Here is a 13,523-nt window from a genome sequence, read left to right as displayed (position 1 = left end):
ACCGCTCACTACGAAGGAGCTTGTGTGAAGATCTTCGTGACCGGAGCCACCGGAACAGTCGGCCGTCACGTCGTCGACAAACTGCTCGCACAAAGGGCGGAGGTACGTGCGCTGACCCGCCGGCCGGAAACTGCCGGCCTGCCGTCCGGCGTCGAGGTCGTGGCCGGTGATCTCGAAAATCCCGAGGCCATCGCCGAGCATTTCGAGGGGATCGACCGGCTGTATCTGGTGGTCGCCGGGGAAACGCAGAAGGTGGTGGAGCTGGCCAAGCGGGCCGGCGTCACGCGAATCGTCCTGCTGTCGTCGGCGAGTGCGGCCTTCGAAGGCGACCCCACCGGGGGCTTCCACCGGGCCGCGGAGGTCGTGGTGGAGAACTCCGGGATCGGTTGGACCCACGTCCGGCCCGGCATGTTCGCGGGGAACCTCTCGGACTGGGCGGAGGCGATCCGCGCCGAGGGTGTGGTGCGGGCGCCGTACGACGCCGCCCGGCAGGCGCCGGTGCACGAGGTGGACGTCGCCGAGGTGGCCGCCGCCGCGTTGCTGGCCGCCGACGAGGGGAAGATCTACACGGTGACCGGGCCCGAGTCGCTCACCAAGAGCGAGCAGGTGCGGGCGCTCGGCGAGGGCATCGGGCGGGAGATCCGGTTCGAGGAACTGACCCCGGACCAGTGGCGGGTGCACGTCAAGGACCAGATGCCGGAGTTCGTCGTCGACTGGCTGCTGGGCCTCTGGGCCAAGACGGTCGACAATCCGGAGCAGGTGCTGCCGACGGTCGACGAGGTCGTCGGTCGGCCGGCCCGGACGCTGCGCGAGTGGGCTGCGGACCACCGGGACGAGTTCCGCTGACCGGTCGCGTCGTCGGCGGGGGTGAGCGCGGGAGTTTTTCCGCCCTCACCCCTGCGGCGTCCGGCCTGGGCATCCAGGGTGACGCCTGGGTACGTCCGGCCTGGGCATCCAGGGCGACGCCTGGGTGCGTCCGCCTGGGCATCCAGGGCGACGCCTGGGTGCGTCCGCCCGGGCGTCCAGGGTGACGCCGGGGTGCGTCCGGCCCGGGCGTTCAGGGTGACGCCGGGGTGAACCTGGCCTCGTCCCGTGGCCCGGTGACGCGGGGCAGCCGGCCGCCCGCCCGCAACGTGGCCAGGGTCGGCGCGGCGGCGTCCTGCGCGGTGAGCGCCGGCTCGTCGGTCAGCCACTCGATGCCGAACTGCGGATCGAGGGGGTGCACCCGGCCCTCGTCCCCGGACGGGTGGGACGCGGACCTGAGGTAGACGGTGGTCGCCGCCTCGGTCAGCGCGCAGAAGCCGTGCCCGAGACCTTCGGCGATGTACAGCCCGGAGTTCCGCCGGTCGTCCAGGACGACCGTGTCGGCGCAGCCGAACGTGGGTGACCCCTCCCGGAGGTCGACCACCACCTCCTGGACCGCACCATTGATGCAGGTTACATATTTTGCCGATTCTGGGATGGTGCCGCTGTAATAAATCCCACGGACGGATCCTCCCGCGGAAACCGACAGGCTGTCCATGGTGAGTGATATTTCGTGGCCGACGTATTTCTCCAGTACCGCGATACCATGCCACTCAAGGGGCTGTGGAGGCGCACTCGACGCCCTGCTTGGCGACATAAGCCAGGCACCCTCGATGGCAAGTCTCTCCACTTTCATGAAACAACCTCCGCAGGCATCCGGCTCGCTTCGAAATCGGCCCCGCCGTTGGTCGCAGTGTACCGTTCTGTCAGCCGCCATGGCGCAGCACGGTTGCCGTATTTTCGGAAGCGGACGCTGTTCGTCGCATAGCGGCGACCATTATTGCGGCGGGCCCGTCCGGCTCCCGGGGAGCCGCCGGCCCCCGGTGGCGGCCCTGGCCACCGCGCATTCCGATCGCGCCGGCCGGGCGTCCCGGCGACCCGACGCCCCACTTCCGGCGGTCGGCCGGGCCACCGCAGGGCGACCGGACGGTCGGGTATTCGTGTCGTCCGTGGCATTCCCGCCGGCCTACCGTCGACAATGGTCCCGGCCGCCACCTATTCCGGCCGCCAGGTCACCGACTCCGGACCGAGCCCCCGGTGGCGTAGTCCGCGTTCGAGCCGGGACAGCGTGCCCCGGCGTGGCGTACCGATGATCCAGACGCCGGCCGGGTCCGGCTCCACCTGCAGGGGCGTCCGGTCCGGCGTCAGGTCGACGAACGCGGCGTACCGCCGCCGGCCGAGGTCGGTCTGCAACACCATCCGTTGGTTCGCCGAGCCGCGCCAGAGCAGCCGGGTCGGCTGTCCGGCCAGGAAGCGCCCGGTGACGAGGACGTCCGCGAGGGCGGCGGCCTCCCGCTGGGCGTCGTCCAACTCGGCGGGTTCGTAGCCGGTGTAGAGCAGGATGTCCGGCGTGGACCGCAGGCCGGACCGGGTGCGGTCGACCTCCTCCAGGAAGGCGCGCAACGGCCCCGGCTGCGCCAGCGGCTCCCCGCCGCTGACCGTGACACCGCCGGCTCCGCGTGCCAGGGCGTCGACCCACCGGTCGAGCAGGTCGGCCACCGTCATCTCCGCACCGGTGTGCGCATCCCAGGTGTCGAGGGACATGCAGCCGGCGCAGGCCAGCGGGCAGCCCTGCACCCACACGCCGAACCGGGGACCGGGGCCGAGGGCGTGCACCGGGAAGTGCGTCCGGTTGACCCGGATCGTGCTCACGTCAGCCCGCCATCGGTGGGGCGACGTCCCCGGCGCTGCTGGACGGCTTCGGTGAAGGCGGGGTCGCCGACGGTACGCGCCAGCGCCGTGAAGTACGCCTCCTCGGCCGCCGCATACGAGGCGCGGACCGACCGTTCCTGCTCGGCCAGGTCGGCCCCGCTCTCCTGGTGGGCCGGGTGGATCCGTTGCGCCATCGCGCTCCACATGCTGTCCAGCCGGTTGCGCCGGCCGCGCTGGCGCACGTACGCCTCCTGGAACGGATGCCGCCGGGAGAGCCCGAGCATGAACGCCATGACGCCGATGACCAGCATCACCGCGACGAACATGACGACCACCGTGACGGGTGTCAGGTGCAGCCGCTGCAACCTGGCCGGATCCGCCTCGAAGATCACCCCGCGGAGCAGTCCGAGCAGGACCGCCACCAGCAGCCAGGGCGCGGTCAGGGCGAGGACCGCCAGCCCGACCCGCCGTTCACCACCGGTGGCCTGGCGGGCCCGCAGCAGCAGCGCGGCCACGTGCGGGCCGAGCACCAGCAGCAGCGACGTCGACAGCGCGAGCGGCAGGGCCAGGTCGGGTACGCCCGGCACCCCGGTCAGGAAGTAGCCGTACACCGCGAGCTGCACCGGAATCTCGGCCGCGACCAGTCCGAGCAGGATGAGGAACCGCCAGAGCGGGCCGAGGGTCCTCGTCTCCCCCTCCCACAGGGCGTCCTCCAGCGGCGCCGCCGGGAGGTCCGCCACGTCGACCCCGGCCCGACGCTGCCGTCGCCGGACGGTCCGGGCCTCCAGTTCGGCCTCGCGGACGGCGACGTCGCGCATCCTGGCGCGGGCCGCCGCCATCAGGTCGTCGGCCTCGTCCCGCCACCGCCGGACGTGTGCCGCCCGGGCCTCGGTGATGGCCTGCTGCTCGCGGAGGGTGGCGACCGCGACCTCGCACTCCTGTCGCAGGGTCCGCACGTAGCCGGGGTCGAACATGTCGGAGCCGGGGAACTCCGGGCCGCCGAAGGACCAGCTGTTCAGCATGCCCGTCCCGGCATCCGCCGCGCCACGGGCCTCGGCCCGGCCGACCAGGCTGGCGGTGCTGGTACGGGGGTCCACCAGGGGAGGCGGCAGGGGCGTGACGATGCCGGTCTCCAGGCCACGGATCGCGGCCAGGGCGGCCCGCAGCCGCTCCGCCAGGCGTCGGAGGAGGTTCATTCGGGGGTCCTGTTCCGCTGCCGGGGAAAGAGGGTGACCGTGCCCTCGGCGTCGCGCGCGAGGCGGATCCGGTCCCCGGATGCGAGCGACCGCTGCGCCGCCGGGATCTCGTCGCCGTTGACGAAGGTGCCGTTCGGGGTGTGCGCGGGGGTGACCCAGGCGCGTCCGTCCGGATCCACCCCGAGCACCGCGTGCCGGCGGGAGACGTTCGGGTACGACCGGAAGAGCCGCCCGTACGCGCCGTGTCTGCCCAGCTCGGCCTGCCCGCCCGGGGCGATCTCGACCTGCCCGTAGGCGAAGACGACGAGCATCGCCGGCGGGGTGAGCGGTCGGCGGCAGTCCGGGGCGAGGCATTCGGTGCTGGTCTCGCTCGCCGGCGGTGTCCCGCAGTTCCAGCACGTCGTGACCGGTACCCCCGGTTGCGGCCCGTCCCCGCCCGGCTCGGGCGCGGTACCGTCCGGTCGCGGCCCGTCCCCGCCCGGCCCGGGCCTGTCCCCGCCCGGTTGCGGCCCGTCGCCGTCCGGTCCGGGTGCGGTGCCGTCCGGTCGCGGCCCGTTCCCGCCCGGCCCGGGTGCGTAGGGGGCCAGCTCGCAGAGGTGTTCCGGGCAGAACGGCACCTCGGGACCGTGCAGTTCCCCGCCCACCGTGCACCGCTGGGTCATCGCCGGCCCGCCCTGGTCACGGTCGCCCGCACCGCCGGCAGGACGGTGTCGTCACCCGGGCTGATGCCGGTGACCTCGACGGCGCTGGCCGGCGGCAGGTCCTGTGCGAACAGGAAACGGGCCAGCGGGTTGATGAGGTTGCTCTCCAGGAGGTTCCCGATGCCCCGACCGCCGTTGTCCCGGTCGGCGGTGCAGAGCTCGCTCAGCTCCTCGCGGGCACGGTCGGTGAGTTCCAGGTCGATCTGCAACTCCTGCTCGACCCGCTCGACGACGTTCGCCAGTTGGAGATCGAAGATCTCACGGGCGATCTCCGGGCTGATGAAGTCGAAGACGACGATGTTGTCGCCGAGCCGGTTGAGCAGCTCCGGTCGGCCGATCCGCACGGTGAAGTGGTCGCGGATCGCCGCCTTCACCTTCGCATCGAGGTCCTGGTAGGGCGTTCCCGGGTGGACGATCTGCTCCCGCTGCCCGGTCTGCGGGTCGATCACCAGGATTCCGAGGTTGGAGGTGAAGATGAGCACGCACCCGGTGAAGTGCGTGGTCACCCCCTGCCCGTCGGTGAGCCGGCCGTCCTCGAGGATCTGCAGGAACTTGTCCATGACCAGCGGGTGCGCCTTCTCGATCTCGTCGAAGAGGACCACCTGGAACGGCTTGCGCCGGACGGCCCCGGTCAGCTCGCCGCCGGCCTCGAAGCCCACGTAACCCGGTGGCGCACCGACCAGCCGGTCGGCCGCCTGCTCGGTGGCGAACTCGCTCATGTCGAAACGCAGGTACGCGTCGGAGTCCCCGAAGAGGATGTCGGCGACCTGCTTGGCCAGCTCGGTCTTGCCGACACCGGTCGGTCCGGCGAAGAACAGGACCCCGCGCGGGCGGGTGCCGGTGCTGGTCGCCTGCGCGCCGGAGAGGCCCAGCGCGGCCCGCTTGAGGATGTCGAGCGTCTTGCCGATGGCCCGGTCCTGGCCCTTGATCCGCTGACCGATCATGCGCTCGCCCCGGGTGATCTGCTCCCGTACGCTGCTGCGCCGCCAGGGGTCGTCGTCCACCCCGAGCTTGTAGATCCGTACGGCGTCGGCGATCCGGTCGGGACCGATGCGGCGGTCCCGCGCCAGTCTGACGACCGCCATCATCGACCGCAGGGTCATCCGGTCGGTCCGCTTGGCGAAGGTGTCGGCGAACTCCGGTGTCCCGGGTGGGGCTGCCGGCGGCGTCGCCGGCAGCGTCGGGGCCAGCAGCCGGGCGAGGACGGTCCGCTCCTCCAGCGTCGGCATGCCGACCGCGATCGAGCGGATCGGCTCGACCCCGGCGGTGAACCAGACGGGCAGGTCCCGCTCCCCGTCGGTCAGCCAGACGACCGGATTGAACAGCGGCGTGGGCCGCGGGCCGGGCAGGGCGAACGGCTTCGCGACGAGCGCCAGCCGGTGGCAGAAGAGGAAGAAGTCCCGCTCCGGCGCATCGAGCTGGCCGGGCACCCGGACGATGCGCGCCGCGTGGTCGACCACGAAGGCGACCCGGACCGCCGGGGTGCCGACGGACCGGCTGCCCGGCGTCGCCGAACCCTCACCGTCGAGGGGCGGCTGTTCGGGTACGCCGACGACCCGGGCCAGGTGGGCGCGGAGCTTCTCCAGGGGCAGCCGGCGTCCGACCACCCGGGGACCGAGCAGCTTCTCCGCCACGGGGAAGCTCTCCTCGGGATAGACGGTGACGCCGTCGACCGGGTCGTAGCAGATCAGGCTCTGGAAACCACTCGGCTGTAGCGCGGACCAGAGCACCGAGAGCATCGACGCCGGGCGCGGCGTCGATCCGGGCGCCTGGATCAGGAACTGGTCGCGCATGTTGCCGTGCAACACGTACTGGGCGTGCACCGCCAGCGTCCCGGCGAGTTCGTTGGCGAAGGCCGGGAAGCCCGGCAGGAACGCGGCGCGGCGCGGTGCGTCACTGCTCATCGACCGGCCTCCCGGGTCCTGGCCTCGGCCGCGGTCGGTCGCGTCGTACCGGTGTCGAAGGCCGCCGCGTCCCGTTGACGGTGTTCGGGCCGGTGGCCACGCTTCACGGAGACCTCGGCCGTGCCGGTCCCGGTGTCGAGCCGGTCGGCGAGGACGGTGAGGTGGTCGGCGAACTCGTCGCAGCGGGAGCGGTCCCGCAGCTCCGCCTCGTCGCCGGCCGCGCTGAGCTCCCGCAGGACCCGACCGTGGATCGTGCCGGCCTCGTCCACCCAGACGTCCGCGGTGTGCTCGCCGTGCCAGTCCGCGCGGCTGACCCGCAGCCCGGCCGTGTGCCGCGTGTCGACCTCGGCCTCGACGGTGTAGCCCTCGTCGCGCAGGAGCCGCAGCACCAGGTCACGGGTGAACCGTTGCCGGACCATCTCCCCGGCCCAGGTCACCAGCTCGGTGCCCGCGCGGCGTAGCTGCGGGGTCAGCTCCGCCCGGCCGTCCACCACCGCGCGCAGCCTGGCTGCCGTGTCGCGCAGCGGGGCCGGTGGACCGTTGCGGACCAGCGCGACGGCCACGTCGCGGTCGTCGAGGGTGGTCAGCCACTGCGCCGCGAGCCGGCGGCGGGCGATCCTCGCGTTGAGGTCCCGGACCGTGCCACGGAGGGCGCGCAGATAGCTGGCGCTCTCCGTCGGGTGGGCGGTGACCAGCGCGGCCCCCGCCACTGCCTCGGCCCGCTCGTCGGCGTTCGCGTCCGGGTCGAGCCCGGCGAGGACGTCCTCGACCCGCCGGCCGGCGCGGCGGGAGTCGACCGGCTCGGGGCGTACCCCGGGGGAGTACCGCCGGGACAGCGCCTCCCGGCAGGCCCGGACCGCGGCGATCGTGTCCGGCGTGGCGGCGGCCGGTGGCAGGGCGGCCACCAGTGCGGCCAGTTCCCGCTGCGCCACGGCCGCGTCCAGTTCCCGCTGCGCCGCCAGCAGGGCCTGTTCCGTCTCCCGTATCCGCTGTCTGACCTGGTCGATCGTGCCGCCGCTCAGGACGACCGGAGGGGGGACGTCCAGGTCCGGTCCACTGCCCGCCGCCCGTCGTTCCAGCAACCGGATCCGGGCGTTGAGCCCGACGACGTCGGCGGCGACGCACTGCCAACGGGCGGCCTTCGCCTCGGCCTCGGCCAGGGCCGCCAACTCCGCTTCGAGCCGTTCGCCGTAGTCCCCGACAGCGCGCAGCGCGCCCTCGGCCGCCGCTCCGGCCGCGTTGACCAGCAGCACGGCCGTGCCGGCTGCCGTGAGCACCACGGCCGCGCCGGCGGCGGCCACGACCGCGACCGGCAGGATGACGATGCCACCTGAACTCATCGGAACCCCCTCACGGCTGTACCTGACGGACGGCCCGGTCACCGGTCACGACCCGGCCGCCGCGATGTCGGCACGCTCCCGTGCCACCTCGTCGAGCCAGGCCAGGTAGCGGCCGATGGTCCAGACCACCATCAGGACGGCCACCGCCACCGGCGTGACGACGGGCAGGTACGCGGTGAGCAGCCCGGCACCGACGAGCACGCCCCCGACCACCGCCAGCGCCGCCTGCCGCCCGGTCACCCGGCGGGCCAGCCGGCCGACGGTGACCGCCGCGGAGACCAGCAGCGAGTACGCCCGGAAGCGCCCACCGATCGTCCAGGCGAGCAGCGACTCGAAGGTGAGCGCGACGCCGGTCGCGGCGACGACCGCGAACCACGCGTCGACGATCGTGGCGTCGGGGACCACGTCGACGGCGTCACCGATGCCGACCATCGCGGCCAGCACGACGACCAGGGCGCAGACGCCACCGACGGCCAGCGCCAGCGCCCGGGGCCGGTTCTGTCGCCGGGACCACTCCCGGATCGCCTCGGTCCGCCGCAGCCACTCCCGGCGGGCGCGGGCGGCCTCCTCCTCGGCCGCCTTCCGCTCGGCGGTGCTCTCGGCGAACGGCGCCAGCGCGTACGCCAGCCACAGGTGCCGTGGCTGGGCGACGAGCGTGGCGAACCAGGGTTCCTCGACCTGCTGCGCGCGTTGCGTCAGGTCCCGCCGGACCGCCTGGCGTTGGTCCTCGGTCGCCACGGCGGCCAGCAGGGTCAGGGCGTGGAACCGGGGTGCCTCGTCCCGGAGCAGCCGCCGCAGTTCCGCGCGGGCCTCGGCGTCGGCGACCGCCGACAGCGACGCGGGGGAGGTCAGGTGCCGGTGCTCCCGCCGCCAGCGGTCGCGGACCTCCCGCAGGCCCTGGCCACCGCTGAGACCCGGTGCCGCCGAGCCGGCGGACAGCACCGGCAGCAGGTCGAACGCCCAGAGCTCGGCCACCACGTCCGCGCTGCTGCCGACGCTGTTCAGCGCCTGGGCGGCGAGGCCGTACAGCCGGTCGACGGCGATGTTCTCGTTCCGGTAGACGGGCGGGCGGGCCGGGTCGATCGCCTGCAACCGGGCCAGCAGCCGGACGTCCCGACTCGGCCGGCGACCCCTGGTCCGGGTCTTCGGGCGGTCCGGGAACTGCCGTAGCCACTCGCCGAGCCGCTGGTCGGGCGTCGGGTCGGCACCGAAGAGCAGCGCGGTAGCGGTCTGCCAGGTCTCCGTCAGGGCCATGGCGAGTTCCGGCCGGTACCAGTAGTCGACGTCGAGATAGCGGTAGGGCCGATCGGCGGCGTGCGGCGTGCCTGGTGCGGGGGCGGTCGACGTCGCGGCCACCGACGGTGAGTCGCCGGCCAGCCAGCTCCGGATCTGGTCGGTGCCCCAGCGCCGGTCGGGATCGGGCGTGAGGAGCCCGCGGCAGAGCAGCCGGAACCGTTCGTCGGTGACGGCGGAGACGTCGAGCACGCCGGTGGTGTACCGGACGTTCAGTGCGACGTCGTCGCCCAGGCCCGCCAGGATCTGTCCGCCGGTCGCCAGCTCGAAGAGGGTGATCCCCAGCGACCACCAGTCGTACGCGGGCGAGATGACGCCACCGGCGATGAACTCGGGCGGCCGGTACCGGATCGTGCCGGTGTCCCGGTTGCGGGTGAGCGCCTCGACGTCGTCGACGTACCGGCTGATGCCGATGTCGACGAGCACGATCTCGATAGGATCGAGGGTCCGCACCAGCAGGTTCGACGGTTTCAGGTCCCGGTGGACGATGCCGGCGGCGTGCAGCTCGGCCAGCGCCTCGGTGATCTGGCCCAGCAGGGTGGTCAGCAGCGCCGGGTCCAGCCCGCCCGGGTGGCGTCGGCGTAGCTCGGCCGCCGTGTGCCCGGCCAGGTACTCCATGATCTCGTAGTGGTGGCCGTCGGCGGTGTCGGCCTCGAACAGCTCGACGATGTGACGGCTGCGCCGGGACTCCCGCACGTACCCGGTGACCTGCGGGTCCGGGCCGGCACCCGCCCGGTAGAGCTTCAGTACCCGGTCGAGCCCGGTCGCCCGCTCCTGGACCACGTAGAGGTCGCCCTCGCCGCCGGTGGAGAGTTCGCGCAGCACCTGGAACCGGGTGCCCAACCGGTCGGGGAGCCGCCGGCCCCAGGGCGGCACGTCCCGGCTGCCGGGCCGCACCCGCCCCGGATCCAGCTCCGTCGCCGGTTCCCGGTCGTCCGGCCGCACCCGCCCGGGGTCCAGCTGCGTCGCCGGCTCGTCGGCGGAACGGTCCCACCCGGCCCCGCCCCGGCCGGGGTCCAGCCGGGTCTCCTCCCCGGGCGGGTGCGGTCCGGTCACGACTTCGGGCAGGTCAGCTCGACGACGACGGCCCGGTTGCGCGCGGCGGCCGACGGGATGAGGACTCCCTCCGCGGTGAGGTCACGGGTGAAGTACCTGCCGCCCGGCCCGTCACCCCGGATGCGGATCCGGCCGGCGTCGACCCCGAGCTTGACCAGCTCCGTCCTGATCGCCGCCGCCCGGTCCTTCGACAGCTTCTCGTTGTACGCGCGTCCGCCCTCGCTGGAGGTGACGCCGACCAGCAGGATCCGTTGATCACCGGCGTTGAGCTGGTCGGCGAGCTGCCGCAGCACCTTCCGACCCTCCTCGGGCTCGCGGAGCCGGGCGGTCCTGACGACGAAACCCACCGAGTTGCTGTCGGCCAGCACGGTCGTGCCGCAGCGCTCGGGCGGTCGCGGCGGCGCCGGCAGGGCGACCACCGAGACCCCGACCGGGTAGTCCACAGCGGTCCGCCGCGAGTCGGCGGCCAGCGTGTCGACGCAGGTCGCCCCCGCGTCCCTGGCCACGGCCTCCCAGATGGCGGTGACCCGGCCGCGGAGCTTCCCGTTCAGCACCGGCTGGGGGTCGGCGGTGTTGCCGAGGCCGACGAAGACCACCGTACGACCCGACAGGCCCGGCATCAGCTCCTCCTTGCGCAGGAAGGCGGAGACGTCGGCCGGCTCGGCGCTGAACATCGCCACGTCGGTGAAGCTCAGCGCGCCAGCGGTGGAGAGCCCCGAGTCGAGGAAGACCACGAGGCCCCCCTCCGGGGTGATCCGTCCGGCCTCGGCCAGCGCGGCCAGCCCGTCGGCCTCGGCCACCTTCGGCTCCAGCTTCTGGACCACGCCCAGCGTCCGCTTCATGAAGTCGTCGAGTTTGCTGTCGTTACGGGCGTCGTTCTTCTGGTTGCTCTCGAACGTCGCGGTGAGCGCGATGCTCGGCTCACCGTCCAGCCGGACGATCCGGATCTCCTGACCGCCCTGCGCGGCCGACTCCACCAGCCGGCGGACGTCCTTCGGCAGGTCGGGTCGGGGGTTGTTGGCCCGTGCCCCGACGATCAGGGTGACCGCGGCCGGTCGTGCGCCCGGGACGGCCGCCGGACAGGCGAGTGACGAGGTGACGGGGGGCTGGGGGGCGGGCTCGTCGGCGCACCCGGTCACGGTGAGCGTCAGGGCCGCGACGACGGCAACGACCGGCCTCTTCATCCTGGCCATCAGGCGGTGTCTCCTTCGGGAATCGGGTCCGGGCCGGCCGGGTGCGCCGGCCCCGCGGCGGCCCGCTGCCGGCCGCGGATGGTGTGCAGCAGCGTGCGTGCCTCGCGCTTGAGGCGTTGGGCGAGCGCCTGGTACTCGCCCTCGGTCCGGATCCGCTCCTCCTCCTGGCGTTCCCGCTCGCGGTCGATCGCGCCCTGGATCTCCCGGGCACCGGTGAGCAGCCAGCCGCTCTCGGCCCGTCGCCGGGCGAGTGTCGTCAGTCGCGCCCGGGCCCGGCCGTACTGTCTGGCGGCCGGCTCGAAGCGGAGGAACCCGGCCAGCCCGGAGATCACCCCGGTGCCGAGGTAGAGGGCCAGGAAGAGCAGGGCGGACAGGGTCTGGGAGTGGTCCTCGGGCGTCTCGGTCAGCGCCTCGACGTCGACGTCGAACGACGCCCCGGCGGCGGACGGCTCGGCGACGACGAGCCGGAACAGGAAGGCCATCAGGCCCAACCCGGCCCACACCAGCAGGCACAGCCACGCGGTCAGCCGCGCGCCGGGCACGTTGCGGGCGTTCGTGGCCTGCCGGGCCTGGAGCCCGGTGTGGTGGGACAGGGCGATCGTGACCACCACGAAGCCGACCACCGCGGCCCAGATCATCTCCTCGGTCTCGTCGAGCGCGAGGAGCAGCACCTGGTGGAAGGTGACCAGGTCGACGGCGGCTGCCGCGACCAGGACCAGCATGGTCACCGGAAACACCCACCGTGGTCGGCCGGCGATCTGGCCGAGGTCGCCGTGGGCCACCCCCGGGCCGGTGGACGCCGGGTCCGTCGGTCGGCTCTGCTCGTCCACCGTCACGTCTCCGTCCGTCGGGCCGGCAGCGGGTGCCGGTAGGGCGCGTCCTCGTCGATGATCTGGTCGAGGATGTTGTGGACCGCTCCCGTCATCTCCCGCTGCCGGTGCTCGTCGTCGTGGTCGAGCGTCCCGATCCGGTCGACCACCTGCGCCACGGGCACCTGGAGGCGGTCGAGTTCGGCCAGCACCGCCCGGTGCCGCCGCCACGCGGCGCTGCGCCACCCGGCGAGCAGGTCATCGACGTAGGCGTCGATCTCCGCGGTGATCTCGGCGTCGTCGCGGTCCTCGGCCATCGCCTTGACCAGCTCGCGCAGGCCCTGGCGGGCGTGCTGGAGGTCGAGCTTCGCAGCGGGACGCCGGTGCAGCTTCCCGAGGGCGGCCTGGACCCGCCTCAGGTCGTACGGTAGGCGTCGGCTACGCCGTAGCTTCACGGTCTTCCCCTTCCTGGCCGTCCCCGGTGTCGGCGGTGGTGATCTGGGTCAGCCGGGACAGCTCCGTCGCGACGTCGCCGGCGCTGCGGCCCACCCACCCCGGCAGCTCCTGCCGGATCCGGGGCAGCAGCACGGCGAACTGGCGGCCCTCGGGGTGGGTCAGGCTGACCGCCTCCCAGAAGGTCGCCGCCCGCAGGGCGTAGTGCTCGCGCAGCCGGGCGACCCGGGCCTGCGCGACGCGGAACTCGCGTTCGATCTCCTGCCGCGCGTCGCCGATGGCGGCCTGCAGGGAGTCGATGACGGCGATCCGCCGCTCGTACTCGGCCGCGGCCAGCGCGATCCGGTGCGCCCGCATCGCGGTGCGGCGACTGAGCAGCGCCGCACCATCCAGGGTCAGTTCCGTCGGGTTGCGGGGCCGCAACTCGTCCTCGGTCAACGGCGCCTTCGCGGCGGCGAGGGCGACCGCGCCCCGTTTCAGGCTCAGCTCGGCCGCCACCAGGTCGTGCCGCAGCCGGACGACCCGCTGCCCGGTCACCGCGACCCGCTTCTCGAAGTCGAGCAGCTCGTCGTGCACCCGGACCAGGCACTGCCGGTTCAGCTTCTCGTGGTGGGGGGCGGTGATCGGGTCGCCCGCGTCGAGATGCGCGATCAGGTTGCTGTAGCCGGGAGCCCGGCGGCGTCCACTCTGCCGCCCCCGGTGTCGGTCGACGAACCGTTCCCAGCGCGGGTAGGGGAGCGGGGCGGCCAGCTCGGCCAACTGCGCCGCGCTCATCCGACCACTCCGGCCCCGGCGGCCCGTCGGCACCGGACGGACGCCGTGCGGTGGGCGGGGAGCGACAGCCACCGGGGCGGAAGGGTTCGGTCGACCATGCCGATATCTGACGGACGGACGACACCGGC

Annotated in this window: 12 protein-coding genes; 1 reads left to right on the top strand and 11 read right to left on the bottom strand. The window is 73.4% G+C overall.

Features of this window, described 5'->3' with window-relative positions:
* Positions 1-24: 24 nt before the first annotated feature.
* Positions 25-846, top strand: a complete 822-nt coding sequence (locus tag O7612_RS00165; protein WP_282269320.1) for an NAD(P)H-binding protein — start codon at positions 25-27, stop codon at positions 844-846.
* Between the two features lie 211 nt (positions 847-1,057).
* Here O7612_RS00165 and rfbC read toward each other — a convergent pair whose 3' ends face one another.
* From rfbC to O7612_RS00110, 11 genes are all read right to left on the bottom strand, one after another.
* Positions 1,058-1,660 (bottom strand): dTDP-4-dehydrorhamnose 3,5-epimerase, encoded by a 603-nt coding sequence (gene rfbC, locus O7612_RS00160; protein ID WP_282269318.1) that lies wholly within the window; start codon positions 1,658-1,660, stop codon positions 1,058-1,060.
* Positions 1,661-2,019: 359 nt separating this feature from the next.
* A complete protein-coding gene (locus O7612_RS00155; protein ID WP_282269316.1) occupies positions 2,020-2,676 on the bottom strand; it encodes a 4Fe-4S single cluster domain-containing protein in 657 nt (218 codons plus the stop codon).
* Positions 2,673-3,872 carry a hypothetical protein gene (locus tag O7612_RS00150; RefSeq protein ID WP_282269314.1) on the bottom strand — a complete coding sequence of 400 codons (1,200 nt, stop codon included), beginning with the start codon at positions 3,870-3,872 and terminating at the stop codon, positions 2,673-2,675. Before O7612_RS00150 ends, O7612_RS00155 begins: the two co-directional genes overlap by 4 nt.
* Positions 3,869-4,534 carry an FHA domain-containing protein gene (locus O7612_RS00145; RefSeq protein ID WP_282269312.1) on the bottom strand — a complete coding sequence of 222 codons (666 nt, stop codon included), beginning with the start codon at positions 4,532-4,534 and terminating at the stop codon, positions 3,869-3,871. Before O7612_RS00145 ends, O7612_RS00150 begins: the two co-directional genes overlap by 4 nt.
* Positions 4,531-6,477 (bottom strand): AAA family ATPase, encoded by a 1,947-nt coding sequence (locus O7612_RS00140; protein ID WP_282269310.1) that lies wholly within the window; start codon positions 6,475-6,477, stop codon positions 4,531-4,533. The genes O7612_RS00145 and O7612_RS00140 overlap by 4 nt, the downstream gene beginning before the upstream one ends.
* Positions 6,474-7,817 (bottom strand): hypothetical protein, encoded by a 1,344-nt coding sequence (locus tag O7612_RS00135; RefSeq protein WP_282269308.1) that lies wholly within the window; start codon positions 7,815-7,817, stop codon positions 6,474-6,476. Before O7612_RS00135 ends, O7612_RS00140 begins: the two co-directional genes overlap by 4 nt.
* Before the next feature lie 45 nt (positions 7,818-7,862).
* Positions 7,863-10,166 carry a protein kinase gene (locus O7612_RS00130; RefSeq protein WP_282269306.1) on the bottom strand — a complete coding sequence of 768 codons (2,304 nt, stop codon included), beginning with the start codon at positions 10,164-10,166 and terminating at the stop codon, positions 7,863-7,865.
* Positions 10,163-11,359, bottom strand: coding sequence for an OmpA family protein (locus O7612_RS00125; protein ID WP_282269304.1), 1,197 nt, complete (start codon positions 11,357-11,359; stop codon positions 10,163-10,165). The genes O7612_RS00130 and O7612_RS00125 overlap by 4 nt, the downstream gene beginning before the upstream one ends.
* A complete protein-coding gene (locus O7612_RS00120; RefSeq protein WP_282269302.1) occupies positions 11,359-12,195 on the bottom strand; it encodes a hypothetical protein in 837 nt (278 codons plus the stop codon). Before O7612_RS00120 ends, O7612_RS00125 begins: the two co-directional genes overlap by 1 nt.
* Positions 12,192-12,623 carry a hypothetical protein gene (locus tag O7612_RS00115; protein ID WP_282269300.1) on the bottom strand — a complete coding sequence of 144 codons (432 nt, stop codon included), beginning with the start codon at positions 12,621-12,623 and terminating at the stop codon, positions 12,192-12,194. Before O7612_RS00115 ends, O7612_RS00120 begins: the two co-directional genes overlap by 4 nt.
* Positions 12,607-13,395, bottom strand: coding sequence for a hypothetical protein (locus O7612_RS00110; RefSeq protein WP_282269298.1), 789 nt, complete (start codon positions 13,393-13,395; stop codon positions 12,607-12,609). The genes O7612_RS00115 and O7612_RS00110 overlap by 17 nt, the downstream gene beginning before the upstream one ends.
* Positions 13,396-13,523: the final 128 nt, after the last annotated feature.

Source organism: Micromonospora sp. WMMD987 (assembly GCF_029581435.1).
Taxonomy (GTDB): Bacteria; Actinomycetota; Actinomycetes; order Mycobacteriales; family Micromonosporaceae; genus Micromonospora; species Micromonospora rifamycinica.
This window is presented reverse-complemented; position numbering and strand designations above follow the sequence as displayed.

Excerpts from the sequence above, each read along its gene's own strand:
- O7612_RS00125 (WP_282269304.1), bottom strand. The coding sequence starts at position 11,359 with ATGGCCAGGATGAAGAGGCCGGTCGTTGCCGTCGTCGCGGCCCTGACG.
- O7612_RS00145 (WP_282269312.1), bottom strand. The coding sequence starts at position 4,534 with ATGACCCAGCGGTGCACGGTGGGCGGGGAACTGCACGGTCCCGAGGTG.
- O7612_RS00135 (WP_282269308.1), bottom strand. The coding sequence starts at position 7,817 with ATGAGTTCAGGTGGCATCGTCATCCTGCCGGTCGCGGTCGTGGCCGCC.
- O7612_RS00150 (WP_282269314.1), bottom strand. The coding sequence starts at position 3,872 with ATGAACCTCCTCCGACGCCTGGCGGAGCGGCTGCGGGCCGCCCTGGCC.
- O7612_RS00110 (WP_282269298.1), bottom strand. The coding sequence starts at position 13,395 with ATGAGCGCGGCGCAGTTGGCCGAGCTGGCCGCCCCGCTCCCCTACCCG.
- rfbC (WP_282269318.1), bottom strand. The coding sequence starts at position 1,660 with ATGAAAGTGGAGAGACTTGCCATCGAGGGTGCCTGGCTTATGTCGCCA.
- O7612_RS00140 (WP_282269310.1), bottom strand. The coding sequence starts at position 6,477 with ATGAGCAGTGACGCACCGCGCCGCGCCGCGTTCCTGCCGGGCTTCCCG.